The sequence below is a fragment of the Burkholderia sp. PR2 genome (assembly GCF_052372875.1).
GTDB lineage: Bacteria > Pseudomonadota > Gammaproteobacteria > Burkholderiales > Burkholderiaceae > Burkholderia > Burkholderia diffusa.
Window position 1 is genome coordinate 598,288 of the sequence record NZ_JBQRWH010000004.1, and the last position, 16,800, is coordinate 615,087.

Here is a 16,800-nt window from a genome sequence, read left to right on the forward strand (position 1 = left end):
GCGGCTGACGACGAGCTTGCCGCGCCTGTCGGACGGCTGCCCGACGGGCGTCCGGCGTAATGTACCCACGATTTTTCGCACAACGCGATGCACGGCCGATCGCGGGCGTTCTTGCGCAAATCGACCATGGATTTGCAAAAAATCACGATCATGCAAGAAACGCATAATCGAATAAGCAAACGGCATTGGATAAAAAAAACGGGTTTTTCGACAATGTGCGCAATCCGTTGAACGTTGGAGCGTCCATGTCTTCGCAACTGCAGTCCATCCCGTCCTACCTTCACGCCGACGATCTCGGCCCGTGGGGCAACTACCTTCAGCAGGTCGATCGCGTCGCGCCGTACCTCGGTTCGCTGTCGCGCTGGCTCGAAACGCTGAAGCGTCCGAAGCGCATCCTGATCGTCGATGTGCCCATCGAGCTCGACAACGGCACCGTCGCGCACTTCGAAGGCTATCGCGTACAGCACAACGTGTCGCGCGGCCCGGGCAAGGGCGGCGTGCGCTACCACCAGGACGTGACGCTGTCGGAAGTGATGGCACTGTCGGCATGGATGTCGGTGAAGAACGCGGCCGTGAACGTGCCGTACGGCGGTGCGAAGGGCGGCATCCGCGTCGACCCGCGCAAGCTGTCGCGCGGTGAGCTCGAACGCGTGACGCGTCGCTACACCAGCGAAATCGGCATCATCATCGGCCCGAACACCGATATTCCGGCACCGGACGTCAACACCAACGAACAGGTGATGGCGTGGATGATGGACACGTTCTCGATGAACCAGGGCCAGACATCGACCGGCGTCGTGACCGGCAAGCCGATCTCGCTCGGCGGTTCGCTCGGCCGCAAGGAAGCGACGGGCCGCGGCGTGTTCGTCGTCGGTTGCGAGGCGGCGAAGAAGAAGGGCCTCGAGATCGAAGGCGCGCGCATCGCGGTGCAAGGCTTCGGCAACGTCGGCGGCATCGCGGCGAAGCTGTTCCAGGAAGCGGGTTCGAAGGTGATCGCGGTGCAGGATCACACGGGCACGATCTACCAGCCGGCCGGCCTCGATTCGAACAAGCTGCTCGACCACGTCGCACGCACGGGCGGCGTCGCGGGCTTCGAAGGCGCCGAACCGATGCCGAACGACGAGTTCTGGACGGTCGAGACCGACATCCTGATCCCGGCGGCACTGGAAAACCAGATCACCGAGAAGAACGCATCGAAGATCCGCACGAAGATCATCGTCGAAGGCGCGAACGGCCCGACGACGACGGCGGCCGACGACATCCTGAGCGCGAACGGCGTGCTCGTGATTCCCGACGTGATCGCGAATGCGGGCGGCGTGACCGTGTCGTACTTCGAGTGGGTGCAGGACTTCTCGAGCTTCTTCTGGACGGAAGACGAGATCAACCACCGTCTCGAGCGCGTGATGCGCGAAGCGTTCGCCGGCGTGTGGGCGGTCGCGGAAGAGCACAAGGTGTCGGTGCGTACGGCGGCGTTCATCGTCGCGTGCAAGCGCATCCTGATGGCGCGCGAAATGCGCGGCCTGTATCCCTGATCGGTCATCGCCGATTCGATCGGACGACTATGACAAAAGCATGACGCAATTCACCCGATTGTGTGCATGAACCCTCGCGGGCGGTGCCGAATCCGGCATCGCCCGCGTTGTGCATTCAGGCGCCGCCAGGGGCGCCGGAAGCCGGGAGGACGGCTTCGTACAGGACGATTCGTAGTTCGGTAAACAACCAGTACTTTCAAAAATATTACTTTGATACACTGGCGCGGGTTTCAGCCAAGGAGATGACCAAAATGAAATACCAGAAGGCAGTCCTGATGGTCGCGGCGCTGTGCGCGTTCGCGAGCGGCGCGCATGCACAGGAGACCGGCACGCTGAAGAAGATCAAGGACACGGGCGTGATCGCGCTGGGCCACCGCGAATCGTCGATTCCGTTCTCCTACTATGACCAGAGCCAGCAGGTCGTCGGTTATTCGCGCGAATTCCAGATGAAAGTCGTGGACGCCGTGAAGAAGAAGCTGAACCTGCCGAACCTGCAGGTCAAGAACATCCCGGTGACGTCGCAGAACCGCATCCCGCTCGTGCAGAACGGCACGGTGGACATCGAGTGCGGCTCGACGACCAACAACACGGAGCGTCAGCAGCAGGCCGCATTCTCCGACACGATCTTCGTGATCGGCACGCGCCTGATGACGAAGAAGGATTCGGGCGTGAAGGACTTCGCGGACCTGAAGGGCAAGACGGTCGTGACCACCGCCGGCACGACGTCCGAGCGCCTGCTGCGCAAGATGAACAACGACAAGCAGCTGGGCATGAACATCATCAGCGCGAAAGACCACGGCGACTCGTTCAACACGCTCGAGTCGGGCCGCGCCGTCGCGTTCATGATGGACGACGCGCTGCTCGCGGGCGAGCGCGCGAAGGCGAGGCAGCCGGGCGAGTGGGTGATCGTCGGCACGCCGCAGTCGGAAGAGGCGTACGGCTGCATGATGCGCAAGGGCGATGCGGACTTCAAGAAGGTCGTCGACGACGCGATCTCGCAAGTCGAGAAATCGGGCGAAGCCGCGAAGATCTACGCGAAGTGGTTCGAGAACCCGATTCCGCCGAAGGGGCTGAACCTGAACTTCCCGCTGTCCGATTCGATGAAGAAGCTGTACGCGAACCCGAACGACAAGGCGCTCGACTGACCACGCAGCCGTTGACGCAGAAATGACGCTACTGAAACGGAAGAGGCCTCGCTTCTTCCGTTTCTTTTTGCTGGAGTCTTGCCCATGTCTTACCACTGGAACTGGGGCATCTTCCTGAGCCCCGTCTCGACCGGCGAGCCGACGACTTACTTCGGATGGCTGATGTCCGGATTCTGGGTGACGATCGAGGTGTCGCTCGTCGCCTGGGTCGTCGCGCTGATCGTCGGTTCGCTGTTCGGCGTGCTGCGCACGGTGCCGAACAAATGGCTGTCCGCGATCGGCACCGTGTACGTGTCGATCTTCCGGAACATCCCGCTGATCGTGCAGTTCTTCGTCTGGTACCTCGTCGTGCCCGAATTGCTGCCCGCGTCGATCGGCACCTGGATCAAGCAGTTGCCGCCCGGCACGCAGTTCTTCACCGCGTCGATCGTCTGTCTGGGCCTGTTCACGGGCGCGCGCGTGTGCGAACAGGTGCGCTCGGGGATCAACGCGCTGCCGAAGGGCCAGCGCGCCGCCGGCCTCGCGATGGGCTTCACGCAATGGCAGACGTACCGCTACGTGCTGCTGCCGGTTGCATACCGGATCATCGTGCCGCCGCTCACGTCCGAGTTCCTGAACATCTTCAAGAACTCCGCGGTCGCGTCGACGATCGGCCTGCTCGACTTGTCCGCGCAGGCCCGCCAGCTCGTCGACTACACCGCGCAGACCTACGAGTCGTTCATCGCGGTGACGCTTGCGTATGTGCTCATCAACCTCGTCGTGATGGCGTTCATGCGCTGGATCGAAGGCCGCACGCGGCTGCCCGGCTACATCGGAGGCAAGTGATGCATCAGTTCGACTGGAGTAGTATTCCCGGCGCGATACCGACGCTGTGGACGGGGGCGATCGTCACGTTCAAGATCACGCTGATCGCGATCGTCATCGGCATCGTCTGGGGCACGCTGCTGGCGCTGATGCGGCTGTCCGGCGTGAAGCCGCTCGAGTGGTTCGCAAAGGCATACGTGACGGTGTTCCGCTCCATCCCGCTCGTGATGGTGCTGCTGTGGTTCTTCCTGATCGTGCCGCAGGTGCTGCAGGGCGTGCTCGGGCTGTCGCCGACGATCGACATCCGGCTCGCGTCGGCGATGGTCGCGTTCTCGCTGTTCGAAGCCGCGTATTATTCCGAGATCATCCGCGCCGGCATCCAGTCGGTGCCGCGCGGACAGGTGAACGCCGCGTTCGCGCTCGGCATGAACTACGCGCAGGCCATGCGCCTCGTGATCCTGCCGCAGGCGTTCCGCGCGATGGTGCCGCTGCTGCTCACGCAGGCGATCGTCCTGTTCCAGGATACGTCGCTCGTGTACGTGATCAGTCTCGCGGACTTCTTCCGCACGGCCGCCAACATCGGCGACCGCGACGGCACGACCGTCGAGATGGTCCTGTTCGCCGGCGCATGCTATTTCGTGATTTGCTCGTTGGCGTCTGTTCTCGTCAAGAGTCTCCAGAAAAAGGTCACACGATGATTTCCATCAAGAACGTTTCCAAGTGGTACGGCCAGTTTCAGGTTCTCACCGACTGCACGACCGAGGTCAAGAAAGGCGAAGTGGTCGTCGTGTGCGGCCCGTCGGGCTCCGGCAAGTCGACGCTGATCAAGACCGTCAACGGCCTCGAGCCGTTCCAGCAGGGCGAGATCCTCGTGAACGGCCAGTCGGTCGGCGACAAGAAGACGAACCTGTCGAAGCTGCGCTCGAAGGTCGGGATGGTGTTTCAGCATTTCGAGCTGTTCCCGCACCTGTCGATCACCGAGAACCTGACGCTCGCGCAGGTCAAGGTGCTCGGCCGCGGCAAGGACGAAGCGGCCGACAAGGGCATGAAGCTGCTCGATCGCGTCGGCCTGAAGGCGCATGCGCACAAGTTTCCGGGCCAGCTGTCCGGTGGCCAGCAGCAGCGGGTCGCGATCGCGCGCGCGCTGTCGATGGACCCGATCGCGATGCTGTTCGACGAGCCGACGTCCGCGCTCGATCCCGAGATGATCAACGAGGTGCTCGACGTGATGGTCGAGCTCGCGCAGGAAGGGATGACGATGATGGTCGTGACGCACGAGATGGGCTTCGCGAAGAAGGTCGCCCATCGCGTGATCTTCATGGACAAAGGCGCGATCGTCGAGGACGACCGCAAGGACGATTTCTTCTCGAATCCGAAGTCGGATCGCGCGAAGGACTTCCTCGCGAAAATCCTGCACTGAGCGCTCGTGCGCGCGGAATGCGCAAACCGCCCGGCCGAACGCCGGGCGGTTTTTTTTCGCCTGCCGTCCGTCGCCCGCCGCCGGCGACGAACGGATTCCGGCGCGCGGCGTCACCAGCTGTAGCGGTAGCCAACCTGCCCGGTGACGCCGCGCCGGTAATCGCCGCCGATGTTGCGCGCATATTTCACGTTCGCGTACAACTCGCCCGACTTGCCGAAGCCCGCGGTCACGCCAAGGCCGAGCTCGTACCACGTGCGGCCCGGGTGCGTCGCGAACGGCGTGCCGCCGACGACGGTCTGGCCCGGCGACAGGAAGTCGTGCAGCACGTCGGCGGTGAAGTACGGCGTCGCGGCGCCGCCACCCGCGTTCGCGTCGAGGTTCGGCCGGAAGATGCGCACGCCGACGCGTCCGCGCAACGCATTGGTCGTCGTGCCCGACACGGCCGACACATTGTCGTCGAACCCGTTCAGCTTCAGGTACTGATACATCAGCTGCGCCTGCGGCTCGACCGCGATCGGCGTGCCGCCGATCCCGAACGGCTTGCCGACCTCCTGCGACAGTGCGATGCCGAAGCCGTTCTGCGATGCCTCGTTGCCGTAGCTGTCGCGATAGCGGTTGCCGTAGTGCGTGACCTGGCCGACGCTGTCGAAGTAGGTGCCGTCGGACAGGTAGCGCGTCCAGTAGCCGCCGACGCTCTGCGCGTGCATCTCGACCGAGCCCGTCGACGTCGACAGGCCCGCTGCGTCGGCGCGTGCCATGTCGCTGAAGCTCGCGTTCGCGACGCCGATGCTCGCCGTCACGCCCGCATGCGTGCTGCCGCCGCCGGGCGCCTGGTCGAGCGTCCAGTCCTTGCCGAACTGCGCGAAGAACGTGCGCTCGTCGGCCGCGAAGCGGCCCGCGTTCGCATCGAGGCTCTGTCCGCCGATGCGGCCCCACACACCGTCGCGGTTGCCCGACGCCTGCTTCTCGAGGTTGTAGATGTCGCCGACGCGCTCGTGCAGCTTGCCGAGCGTCGAGAAGCCGTAGTCCGCGTTCAGCAGCGGCGTCATCGCATAGCCCGCGACGCCCGGACGGTACGCGAGATTGCCGCCGCCTTTGATGACGTTCGGGCCGACCGGATCGCCCGGGTCCGTCGGGTCGAGTTGCGAGCGCAGATACCAGCCGTTCGCATCGCTCTGTCCGCCGCGGTAGAGCCGGTATTCGTATGCGCCGGCCTGCACCGGGCCCGCGAGATGGAACGCCGATGCGGAGGTCGTGCCGCCGTTGGCCGTGACGACCACCGGAATCCCTTCGCCCGTCGTCTGCGCGCCGGTGCCGGCCGTGTTCGCGATCTTCAGCCCCGTCGTGCCGGTCGCGGCACCGCCGTTCACGATCAGCCGGTCGGTCGGCGAAGCATCGGCGCCGAGATAGGTGTTCAGCGCGATCGTGCCGCCGTTGCCGACGTAACTGCCGGTCGTCAGCGTCCGGTAGCTGCCTGCCGCCGTCGGCGCGCCGGACGGCGCGGCGAATGCAACCAGACCCGCGTTGTTCAGGCTGCTCAGCACGGAGCTGCCGGTCATGTGCCACGTGCTCGTGCCGTCCACGGTGAGCGCGACCGGATCGATCTTGCCGGTGAGGGTCGTGCCGTTCGTCAGGAACACGTTGCCGGTGCTCGACGCGTCCGACACGATGTCGCCGGCGAGATTCACGGCCGATGCGTTGAAGGTCGCGGTGCTCCCGTTCGCGAGGTCCAGCAGTGTGCCGTTGCCGGCCGTCACGACGGTGCCGTTGCGCACCGCGATATCGACCGTGCCGCCGCGCGCCGCGAACGCCGGCCCGGCGACGGACGCGACGCTGCCGCCGTCGACGAGCACTGCGCTCGTCGCGCCGGTCGCGAGCGTGTCGGTGCTCAGCACGCCGGCCGTCGCGCCCTTGAGCGTCGTGCCGGTCAGCGCGAGCACGCCGCCGCCGTCGACCGTCGCGCCGTTGCCGGCCGCGCTTGCGATCGACGAACCCGTGTCGCCGATGCGGCCGCCGTTCCGTACGACGAGGCCGTCGGCTGCCGTGCCCGCCGTGGAGACCTTCGCGCCCGACAGCAGTGCGGTCGCGCCGCTGCCCGCGACGATCGCGTGCGCGCCGGCACCCGTCGTCGTGACGGTCGTACCATCGGCCTCGAGCGTCGAATCCGCGCCCGTCACGAAGAGGCCGCGCGCGTCGTTGCCGGCGGTGCGCACGACGGTCGCCGCATCGGTCGCGATGCGCGCGCCGGCGCCCGTCGACGACAGTCCGTCGGCACCGGCGCCGGTCGTGCCGATCTGCGTGCCTGACAGCGCGATCGTCGTGTTCGAACCGAGGTTGTCGATGCCCTTGCCCATGCCGCCCACCGCGATCGACGTCGCGCCGGCTGCGATCCCGCCGCCCGACACGGTCGAGTCGATCAGCACGCCGTCGGCGCTGCCGTTCGCGACGATGGTGCCCGCGCCCGACAGGGCGAGCGACGCGCCGGTACCCGTCAGGTGAACGCCGGCGATGCCGTCGTCCGCCTCGATCGTGCCCGCGTTGGCGAGCGTTGCCGACGCACCCTGCACGAGCGCGCCGGTGCCGTTCGATACGCGGATCGCCGACGCGTTGTTCACCGTGCCGAGCGTGCCGACGACAACCCCCGTCGAGCCGGGGCCGGTCAGCAGCACCGTATTGCGGTTCTCGAGCGTGCCGAGGTTTTGCGCGACGAAGCCGGTCACGCCGGCCGTCGACGACGCGACCGCCGCGTTGTTGGTCAGCGTCGTCGCGACTGGCGTTCCGGCGTTCGCTCCTGTAAGGGCGTGTGCCTGGCCGTCGACGGTGCCCGCGATCGCGCCGGCCGCATTCAGGTCGATGGTCGCGCCCGAGTCGATCGTTCCCGTCGCGCCGCCTTCGACTGCGACCGCGATGCCGTCCGTGCCGTTGACGTTGTAGGTGGCGTGGCCCGTGGACAGCGTCGTACCGGCACCCGTGGCAAGCACGCCGCGCGCGCGCTGCCCGTTCACGTCGGTCGTCAGCGTGCCGGCCGCCGACGCGCCCGTATAGGCCGCGCCGCCCGCGATGCGGAACAGCGTCGAATCGTCGGTATCGACGCTCAGGTGCTGCGCGGCGACGTTGATCTTCGAGCCGGCGCCGTATGCGTAGAAACCGATCTGGTTCGTGCCGGACATGAAGGCGGGCACGGCGTTGGCGTCGACGTTGATCGTCGCGCCCGAGCGCGCGTGGACGCCGATCGCGCCGTTGCCGGTCAGGTTGAGCGCGCCGTCGACCGTGGCCTTCGCGCGCGGCCCTTCGGCCCACACGCCATAGTTGCGCGTGTCCGACGCCGGATCGAGCCCGCCGGCCACGTTGATCGTGCCGGTCGACGTCGCGGCCGTCGCGGTCGAACCGGTGCCGACCACCATGATGCCGATGCCGTTCACGCCGTTCAGCGTGATCGTGCCCGTGTTGGTCACGGTCGCGGCCGTATTGGCCGCGAGCATGCCGACGTTGGCGAACGGCGTGCCGGGTGCCGCACCGTTCACGATGATCGTGCCCGCGTTGCGCAGCGCGCCGGACGACGAACCGATGCTCGCCATCCCGGCGCCGTTTTGCGTCTGCGAGCCGATCACGATCGAGCCGAGGTTGCTGGCGGTGCCCGATGCGCCGAGCAGGATCCCGTAGGAATGCGCGGACAGCGCGACGTCGTTCGCCGCTGCCCCCGGTCCGTATTGGGCCGCACGGCCGAGATAGATCGTGCCGCCGGCCGCGTTCGTGAAGGCGCCGCCGGCCGCGAAGCCGCCGATCACCTGGCTGTCGAGCGTCGTCGCGTTGACGCCGACGTTGATCGTGCCGGCGTTCGACGCGTTCGCACCGTTCGTCACGGCCACCGCGTAGTTCTGCAGGTCGGGGCGGTTGCCGTCGAGCGTCCATGCGCCGACGTTCATCACGCCATTGTTGACGAACGAGGTGCCCGTGCCGCTTGCGTACACGCCGTTGCCCTCGGTGTACGCGTGGAAGCCGAAGTTGTCGGGCGGCGCGCTGCTGCTCGTGTCGAAATTGTCGCCGGACGCGTAGCCGGACGAGATCGTGCCGTTGTTGACGCCGCTCGCGCCGCTCAGCAGGCGCACCAGCGTGAAGTCGCCCGACAGGCGGCCGTCATTGACGAAGTGCGCGCCGTTTTCCGCGAGGACGGCCGAGCTCGAAGCGATCGTGTTGGTGCCGCGGAAGTCGATCTGGCCGTCCTTGCCGATCTGCAGTGTCGCGTTCGCGCCGGTGCCGTGCATCGCCGACAGATGATCGATCGGCAGCGTGTTCTTGTCGCCCGACGATACGTTGTTCTGATACTGGAAGGTTTGCTGCGAGAACGTGACGGCCTGGCCGAACGCGTTGTCGTAGGCGGCCTGCGAGCCGAGCGCGCCGCTTTGTACCGAACGCACGAGAAAGTCGTTGTACGCGGCGAGCGACGCGGCGTCGGTGACGGTCCACGTGCTGCCGTCGAATGCGGTGAAGGTGCCCGCGTAGGCCGGGACGTCGACCTGGAGATTGCCAACGGCACCGCCGCTCGCGAGATAGTCGCCGGTGCCGAGCCAGACCTGGTTGCGCGAATTCCAGTGGACGACGCTTTTTGCCGTGCCGGTGCCGTCCGCGAAGGTCAGGTCGGTCTGCTTCGGCGCGATCGAGATCGCGTTGCCGGCCGCGTCTGGCGCGTTCGCGGGATTGCCGATCGACACGTTCAACGTGCCGCCGGTGTTGTCGACGGTGCCGATCCGCAGGTTCACGTACTGGTTCCCGTTCACGTCATGGTAGACGGGCACCTCGGCCGAGCCGGCCGTCGACGCGGCGAATGCGGACGAGTTGTACGTGGCGATCGACGTATGGGTGCCCGTAATCGTGTCGGGCGTGCTGACGCTCTGCGTCTTGCCGCCGAGCGACAGCAGCGGCTGGTTCGGGTTGCCCGACACGATGGACGTATTGCCGATCGGCGTGAGCGTATAGCCGGGGTCGCCGGCGGCACCCGTCCATGCACCCGTCACGCCGACCGTGTCGCCGCCCGACACGGTCGTGGCGCCGGCCAGGTTGTCGTTGACGGTCGGGCTGACGCTGCCGAGCGCGCAACTGCCGCCGCTTGCAACCGCCGAACCGTTACCGCAGCTCGATGCGTACGCGGAGCCGGCCGACAGCGCGGCCAGCGCCGCACCGAGCGCGGCGACGCGTAGCGGCGAGCGGCGGATCGCCGTGCGGCCGTCACGGCGGCTTGCGGCCGATTGGCTACCCGAACGCTTGCCGCGCGCCCGGGCCGTTTCCGCAACCGCGACCCAGCAGCCGGCGGCTTCGCTCCATATCGATCGAAATGAGTGATTCACGACAAGCCCCTCTTTCTTCTTTTGAAGTGGTATTCGCCGTATGCGGCGAATGCGCATTCCACGGTGATGTGTGTTTCGAATGGACGTGCGGCAGCCGTGGCTGCGTCGAGTGCCAATCAGGATTCGTTACACCGAAGATGGAGCGAGTCTACTAATCGACGGGATGGTCGATTTTCAAAAAATCAAGATATGTGGGGATGGTAACGGTATGGGGTGGTATTTCTGGATTGTGTGGTTAATCGAACTGAAAGCCTTGGTGGGGAAGGGTTTGGTGGACCTTCCTATGGGCCGGGCGGAATCGCCAGGTCGGTGGGATGGCGCACGATCAGTGTTGGGTTCGTGCTTTAAACTGCGGCTTCCGGATTATCTGTTTTAGACCGCTTTTATCTTGTTTTTTTGTTGGTTAATTATTTTCTCTCGAAAATTAATAAAATAAAAGCGGATGTTGTATGGCGATGATCGCGTGCATCCAATGGCGATCTGAATGAAACGCGAAACGTCGCCGGGCGGAGACTTTCACTGCCGGTGATCGCCGGGTCGTGACGCGCGCGCACAAGCGGAAGGCGGGAAGGGCGGGCGCCCGACGGCGCGGCGTGCTCAGTAGTCGATCGGGTCGTCGGCGTCGTCCGCGGTGCCGGCCGCCAGCGCCTCGCGCTGCACACCGCCGCACGGGGCGGACGCCGATGCGTCGAGCGCCGGGTTGCGCAGCTTCTCGAGCACGCGCTCGGGCACCGGAATCTGCATCCGCGCGGTGACGTCGCCGCACTGGAACATGATCAGCTCGCCCGGTTCGAACGAGGTCCAGATTTCGTTGTCGGTCAACGGCTGCGTGGCGATCACCGCGACGCGATCCTCGGGCGTCGTGTATTTCGCGAAGTCGATTGACAGGTCTTCGTCGACCAGATGCGCGGTCGAGAACGGCCAGCGCCGCACGAGGTAGTGCAGCCGCGTCGAGCAGTGCGCGAAGAGCGCCTGGCCGTTCGACATCAGGAAGTTGAACACGCCGTGATCGGTGATGCCGCGCGTCAGCTCGCCGACGCGCTCGAACAGCTCCGGCAACGGCGGCTGCGCGCCGGGGAACGCTTCGCGCAGCCCCTGCATCAGCACGCAGAACGCCTTCTCGCTGTCGGTCGTGCCGACCGGATGGTAGACGCTGCCGTCGAGATCGGGTTCGTAGTCCTGCAGATCGCCGTTATGCGCGAAGATCCAGTGCCGCCCCCACAGCTCGCGCATGAACGGGTGGCTGTTCTCGAGCAGGATGTGACCCTGTGTGGCCTTGCGGATGTGCGCGATCGTGTTCTTGGACTTGATCGGGTAGCGCTTCACCATTTCGGCGATCGGCGACGTGGCCGACGCCTGCTGGTCGATGAACAGGCGACACGCCTTGTCCTCGAAGAACGCGATCCCCCAGCCGTCGGCATGGTGATCGGTGAGGCCGCCCCGGGCCGCGAAACCTGTGAAGGAGAATGTGACGTCCGTCGGCGCGGCGCAGTTCATTCCTAGGAGTTGGCACATTTTACTTGGGGCGGGGGCGGAAGCTGGGTAACCAACCGGGTGAACCCCGGTACAATGTGGCTTCTAGCATATCACCGAGCCTTGAGCGGTAAAAAGCGGATTCCGCCAGCCGAAGGCCTCGTGTTGCGGTTTGCCGTCAGTCGGCCCGCGCACGCGCGTTCCGGCCCCGCAGATCGCCAGCCCGTTCCTACAACGCCTCCTATGACTGCCTCGAACGCTTCCTCTCCGGCGACGCTCACGCTCGCCCGTCCCGACGACCTGCACCTGCACCTGCGCGACGGCGACATGCTGGCCGCGGTGCTGCCGCACACGGCGCGCCAGTTCGCCCGCGCGATCGTCATGCCGAACCTGAAGCCGCCCGTCACGACCACCGCGCAGGCGCAGGCGTATCGCGAGCGAATCCTGGCCGCGCTGCCGGCGGGCATGGCGTTCGAGCCGCTGATGACGCTGTACCTGACCGACAACACGGCGCCCGACGAAATCAACCGCGCGCGCGACAGCGGCTTCGTGCATGGCGTGAAGCTGTATCCGGCCGGCGCGACGACGAACTCCGACCATGGCGTCAGCGATCTCGCGAAGTGCGCGAAGACGCTCGAGGTCATGCAGGAAACCGGCATGCCGCTGCTCGTGCACGGCGAGGTGACCGATCCGGCGATCGACATGTTCGATCGCGAGAAGGTGTTCATCGACCGCGTGATGACGCCGCTGCGGCGCGATTTCCCTGGCCTGAAGGTCGTGTTCGAGCACATCACGACGAAGGACGCGGCCGACTACGTGCGCGACGCCGACGCTGCGCCGGGCCTGCTCGGCGCGACGATCACGCCGCAGCACATGCTGTACAGCCGCAACGCGCTGTTCGTCGGTGGGATTCGCCCGCATTACTACTGCCTGCCGGTGCTGAAGCGCGAAACGCACCGCGTCGCGCTCGTCGAAGCCGCGACGTCGGGCAACCCGCGCTTCTTCCTCGGCACCGACAGCGCGCCGCACGCGCGCGACGCGAAGGAAACCGCGTGCGGATGCGCGGGCTGCTACACGGCACTGCACGCGCTCGAGCTGTATGCGGAAGCGTTCGACCAGGCCGGCGCGCTCGACAAGCTGGAGAATTTCGCGAGCCGCTTCGGCGCCGATTTCTACGGGCTGCCGCACAGCACCGAGACGATCACGCTGCGCCGCGAGACCTGGGAACTGCCGCGCGAGGTCTTCGCGGGCGATACGCCGGTCGTGCCGCTGCGCGCCGGCGAAACGATCGGCTGGAAGTTCGCGTGACCGGCACGCCGCCGCGCGGGGCCGGCCTGACGGCCGGCGGCGGGGCGGCGGTATTCGCGCAGATCGACTGGTCAGCGCCGTGGCTCGCGCCTTACGCGGCGCCCGGTCGTGCGCTGCAGGCGGCTGCGCTCACGGGCGAGACCGCGCTGCTCGATGCGCTGAACGGTGCGCTCTGCGGCGGTACGCGGGCGAGCGGCCGCGGCCGGCCGCTGCGCTTCGTGGCGCAGGCGGAGCTGCCGCCAGGCATCGCATACGAAACGCATATCGCCGACACGGGCGGCGTCCCGACCCGTCACAATCTTCATGACTTCTTCAATGCGCTCGTCTGGTTCGCGTATCCGCGCACCAAGGCCGCGCTGAACGCACGCCAGGCCGCGGCGATCGACGCCGCGGGCGGCGTCGGCCCCGTGCGCGGCACGCTGCGCGATGCGCTCACGCTGTTCGACGAGAACGCCGCGCTGTTCGTGACGTCCGACCGTGCGCTCGCCGACGCGCTGCGCGGCTTCAACTGGCAGCTGCTGCTGGTGGCGACGCGCGACGCGTGGGGCACGCGCTGCGAGGCGCGGCTCGTCGGCCATGCGCTGCTCGAGAAGCTCGTCACGCCGTACAAGTCCTGCACCGCGCACACGTGGATCGTCGAAGTGAGCGACGACTATTTCTCGTGGCCCGACGCGCAGCGTGCCGCGCATGTCGATGAGCGGATCGCCGGCGAATTCGCGACCCGCGACCTGACGAGCCGTGACTTCGCGCCGCTCCCGGTGCTCGGCGTGCCGGGCTGGTGTGACGCGAATGCCGCACCCGCGTTCTACGACGACCCGGCGGTTTTCCGCAGCGGCCGCCGTTCGCGCGCTGCCGGCAGCGGCGCGCAGTGCTAGAATGCGCGTCGCAAAGCAGGCCAGGCAGTCGCGGCCTCGCCGCCTTCGGGCAGGCGAGGGCGAGGAAAGTCCGGACTCCACAGGGCAGGGTGATGGCTAACGGCCATCCGTGGCGACACGCGGAACAGGGCAACAGAAAGCAAACCGCCGATGGCCCGGCGCAAGCCGGGATCAGGTAAGGGTGAAACGGTGCGGTAAGAGCGCACCGCGGCGACGGCGACGTCCGCCGGCACGGTAACCTCCACCCGGAGCAATTCCAAGTAGGCAGGCGCGCATTTTCGGATGCAGGACGGGGCCCCCGTCTCGTCTGCGGGTAGGAAGCTTGAGCGCGTCAGCAATGGCGCGTCTAGAGGAATGGCTGCCACGCGCCGTGCGCTTCGGCGTACAGCGTGCACAGAATCCGGCTTATCGGCCTGCTTTGCCGCTCGAATGCGAAAGGGCCGGCGCTCCGTCAGGAGCGCCGGCCCTTTTTTTCATGCGTGGCTGCCGGGCGTTCAGGCCGCGACGATGTCGAACGAATGCGTGAGCTCGGCCGTCTTCGCGATCATGATCGACGCGGAGCAGTACTTGTCGTGTGACAGGTTGATCGCGCGCTCGACCGTCGCCGGGTTCAGGTTGCGGCCCGTGACGGTGAAGTGGAAGTGGACCTTCGTGAACACCTTCGGATCTTCGCTCGCGCGCTCGGCCTTCAGCGTGACCGAGCAGCCGGTGACTTCCTGGCGGCTCTTCTTCAGGATTAGCACGACGTCGTACGCGGTGCAGCCGCCGGTGCCGAGCAGCACCATTTCCATCGGGCGCGGCGCGAGATTATGGCCGCCACCTTCCGGTGCGCCGTCCATCGCGACGAGGTGCCCGCTTCCGGTCTGGGCGGAAAACGCCATGCCGTCCTGACCCATCCAGCTTACTTTGCATTCCATGCTTGCACTCCAGCGTTGCCTGATTCAGATTCGATCACGCATTGTAGCCCGCGGTGCAATAGTCGGCTGATGCGCTGCACGACGCGCAACGTCGCGCCGCCGCACGCGGCGCCTGGCGGGGCGCCGAACGCCGATTTCCCGGCTGGTTTTAGGGGTATTACTCTAGATGCGCCGGATTTCCGGTTGCATTATTTTTCCCAATCTATTGATTTTAAAAAGGAAAATACGCTCGGCCGTGAAATTTTCCATATTTCGCATCATGGTGTGAGATTTCATAATGCAAATTTTCTTGTGATGTCGGCGGTGCGTTCGTATAATTAGCCTCATTGGTTGTCGCGCTGCGGCAACCTCCGCATGTCTCCTCCACCCTCCTCCTAAGGTGGATTAAGCCCGAACCAGCCGTTCGGGCTTTTTTTCGTTCCGTGCAAGCATCGGCGCGCAGTTTGCGCGCTCCGATGCCTGTCGTTGACGCCGTTACGCGGGCCGCCGTGCGACTGCCTGCGATGTCGCGCCGGTTGGCGTGTCGGTCGAACCGGCGGCAGGCGGCGGGACCTGCGCGGCCGATGCGTGTCCATGACCGCGCGCGCAGAAGTGGCGTACGCGTTCGCGTACCGCGCGCAGGCGGGCGATGCGATCTTCGGCATGGGCGCCGCGAGCGTCGGCGATACGGGCGTCGAGTGCGTCGAGCTTGGCCTCGCAGCCGGCCCTGGCGACGGCGGGCGCGGCGGCGGCCAGCAGCGCGGCCGCGAGAAGGGGCGTAAGTCGTTGTTTCATCATGCTTGTTTGTTGTTTTTCCGTTGTCGGCCGGTCTGGCGCGGCAAGGTCAGGTACCGCGCGTCGATGGGTGCCTCCCCGGGCGCTCGGTTCGCCTGGTATATCGGGGCACGACCGGATTTTGGCCCATTTCGGGCGCCGCCGGCACGGGACGCGGATTCTTTTTGACCGCGCTGCCGCATTTCCTTTATAATTCAGGGCTTTTCCGCATTCATGCCCACGGAAAAAGAACAGGGAGAGCCTGCACCGCGCCTCGAAGCGCACACAGACAAGCAGGAAGAACACATCGGGCAAAGCATTTTTTTTGGATCGATCATGAAGACGTTTTCCGCAAAAGCCCATGAGGTGACGCGTGAATGGTACGTGATTGACGCGACGGATAAGGTTCTCGGCCGTGTTGCCAGCGAAGTGGCACGCCGTCTGCGCGGCAAGCACAAGCCTGAGTTCACCCCGCACGTCGACACTGGTGATTTCATCATCATCATCAACGCAAGCAAATTGAAGGTCACGGGCAACAAGACTCTGGACAAGAAGTACTACCGTCACTCGGGCTACCCGGGCGGTATCTATGAAACGACGTTCGGCAAGATGCAAGAACGCTTCCCGGGCCGTGCGCTCGAGAAGGCGGTCAAGGGCATGCTGCCGAAGGGCCCGCTCGGCTACGCGATGATCAAGAAGCTGAAGGTCTACGCTGAAGCGACGCATCCGCACTCGGCTCAACAGCCGAAAGCGCTCGAGATCTAAGGGGAGCCCACATGATCGGTAACTGGAACTACGGTACGGGCCGCCGCAAGAGCGCAGTCGCACGTGTCTTCATCAAGGCTGGCAAGGGCGACATCATCGTCAACGGCAAGCCCATCGCTGACTACTTCTCGCGCGAAACGTCGCTGATGATCGTGCGTCAACCGCTGGAACTCACGAACCACGGCCAGACGTTCGACATCAAGGTGAACGTGAACGGCGGCGGCGAAACGGGTCAGGCAGGCGCAGTGCGCCACGGCATCACCCGCGCGCTGATCGACTACGATGCGACGCTGAAACCGTCGCTGTCGAACGCAGGCTTCGTCACGCGCGATGCACGTGAAGTCGAGCGTAAGAAGGTTGGTCTGCGCAAGGCACGCCGCGCAAAGCAGTTCTCGAAGCGTTAATTCCGCTTCATGGCCGCGCCGCTTCCGGGCGGCGTCCGCCGGAAAAACCGCCAGTTTTC

General features: G+C 65.7%; 14 protein-coding genes and 1 other RNA gene. 11 read left to right on the top strand and 4 right to left on the bottom strand.

The annotated features are described in order from the left end of the window. Positions 1–245 precede the first annotated feature (245 nt). The 5 genes from ACT2FV_RS19985 to ACT2FV_RS20005 all read left to right on the top strand — a co-directional run bounded on the left by ACT2FV_RS19985 (position 246) and on the right by ACT2FV_RS20005 (position 4,901). A complete protein-coding gene (locus tag ACT2FV_RS19985) occupies positions 246–1,532 on the top strand; it encodes a Glu/Leu/Phe/Val family dehydrogenase (RefSeq protein WP_059465395.1) in 1,287 nt (428 codons plus the stop codon). Positions 1,533–1,783: 251 nt separating this feature from the next. Further along, positions 1,784–2,677 carry a glutamate/aspartate ABC transporter substrate-binding protein gene (locus ACT2FV_RS19990; RefSeq protein WP_170296485.1) on the top strand — a complete coding sequence of 298 codons (894 nt, stop codon included), beginning with the start codon at positions 1,784–1,786 and terminating at the stop codon, positions 2,675–2,677. 84 nt (positions 2,678–2,761) lie between these two features. Then, positions 2,762–3,502 carry an amino acid ABC transporter permease gene (locus tag ACT2FV_RS19995; protein ID WP_124624852.1) on the top strand — a complete coding sequence of 247 codons (741 nt, stop codon included), beginning with the start codon at positions 2,762–2,764 and terminating at the stop codon, positions 3,500–3,502. After that, positions 3,502–4,179 carry a glutamate/aspartate ABC transporter permease GltK gene (gltK, locus tag ACT2FV_RS20000; RefSeq protein WP_151052088.1) on the top strand — a complete coding sequence of 226 codons (678 nt, stop codon included), beginning with the start codon at positions 3,502–3,504 and terminating at the stop codon, positions 4,177–4,179. Before ACT2FV_RS19995 ends, gltK begins: the two co-directional genes overlap by 1 nt. Further along, a complete protein-coding gene (locus tag ACT2FV_RS20005) occupies positions 4,176–4,901 on the top strand; it encodes an amino acid ABC transporter ATP-binding protein (protein WP_124902718.1) in 726 nt (241 codons plus the stop codon). Before gltK ends, ACT2FV_RS20005 begins: the two co-directional genes overlap by 4 nt. A 110-nt stretch (positions 4,902–5,011) precedes the next feature. Here the strand turns inward: ACT2FV_RS20005 and ACT2FV_RS20010 are convergent, their stop codons facing one another. Together ACT2FV_RS20010 and ACT2FV_RS20015 are read right to left on the bottom strand one after the other, a co-directional pair. Then, positions 5,012–10,246 (bottom strand): autotransporter outer membrane beta-barrel domain-containing protein, encoded by a 5,235-nt coding sequence (locus ACT2FV_RS20010; protein WP_444504640.1) that lies wholly within the window; start codon positions 10,244–10,246, stop codon positions 5,012–5,014. A 597-nt stretch (positions 10,247–10,843) separates the two neighbouring features. Beyond that, the gene (locus ACT2FV_RS20015) at positions 10,844–11,761 is read right to left on the bottom strand and encodes a class II glutamine amidotransferase (protein ID WP_151051925.1); all 918 of its coding nucleotides are present in this window, start codon (positions 11,759–11,761) and stop codon (positions 10,844–10,846) included. Between the two features lie 201 nt (positions 11,762–11,962). Between ACT2FV_RS20015 and pyrC the strand changes: the two genes are divergently transcribed. The 3 genes from pyrC (at position 11,963) to rnpB (ending at position 14,326) form a co-directional block, all read left to right on the top strand. Further along, positions 11,963–13,027: a dihydroorotase gene (gene pyrC, locus ACT2FV_RS20020; RefSeq protein ID WP_059608249.1), complete on the top strand. Its 1,065-nt coding sequence runs from the start codon at positions 11,963–11,965 to the stop codon at positions 13,025–13,027. Next, positions 13,024–13,902, top strand: a complete 879-nt coding sequence (locus ACT2FV_RS20025) for a DUF3025 domain-containing protein (RefSeq protein WP_444504641.1) — start codon at positions 13,024–13,026, stop codon at positions 13,900–13,902. The genes pyrC and ACT2FV_RS20025 overlap by 4 nt, the downstream gene beginning before the upstream one ends. A gap of 12 nt (positions 13,903–13,914) precedes the next feature. Continuing rightward, positions 13,915–14,326, top strand: an RNA gene (gene rnpB / locus ACT2FV_RS20030) — RNase P RNA component class A. A gap of 70 nt (positions 14,327–14,396) precedes the next feature. Here the strand turns inward: rnpB and ACT2FV_RS20035 are convergent. After that, the gene (locus ACT2FV_RS20035; protein ID WP_444504642.1) at positions 14,397–14,819 is read right to left on the bottom strand and encodes an OsmC family protein; all 423 of its coding nucleotides are present in this window, start codon (positions 14,817–14,819) and stop codon (positions 14,397–14,399) included. A gap of 69 nt (positions 14,820–14,888) precedes the next feature. Between ACT2FV_RS20035 and ACT2FV_RS20040 the strand changes: the two genes are divergently transcribed. Next, entirely contained in the window at positions 14,889–15,140 is a 252-nt protein-coding gene (locus ACT2FV_RS20040; protein ID WP_444504643.1) for a hypothetical protein, read from the top strand. A 153-nt stretch (positions 15,141–15,293) separates the two neighbouring features. On the opposite strand, the gene ACT2FV_RS20045 is transcribed toward ACT2FV_RS20040, so the two are convergent. Further along, complete coding sequence (locus tag ACT2FV_RS20045; protein ID WP_444504644.1) at positions 15,294–15,596, bottom strand: hypothetical protein; 303 nt, start codon at positions 15,594–15,596, stop codon at positions 15,294–15,296. A 312-nt stretch (positions 15,597–15,908) separates the two neighbouring features. On the opposite strand from ACT2FV_RS20045, the gene rplM reads away from it, so the two are divergent. Together rplM and rpsI are read left to right on the top strand one after the other, a co-directional pair. After that, the gene (gene rplM, locus ACT2FV_RS20050) at positions 15,909–16,337 is read left to right on the top strand and encodes a 50S ribosomal protein L13 (protein ID WP_009687896.1); all 429 of its coding nucleotides are present in this window, start codon (positions 15,909–15,911) and stop codon (positions 16,335–16,337) included. Positions 16,338–16,348: 11 nt separating this feature from the next. Continuing rightward, complete coding sequence (gene rpsI / locus ACT2FV_RS20055; RefSeq protein ID WP_011883283.1) at positions 16,349–16,741, top strand: 30S ribosomal protein S9; 393 nt, start codon at positions 16,349–16,351, stop codon at positions 16,739–16,741. Positions 16,742–16,800: the final 59 nt, after the last annotated feature.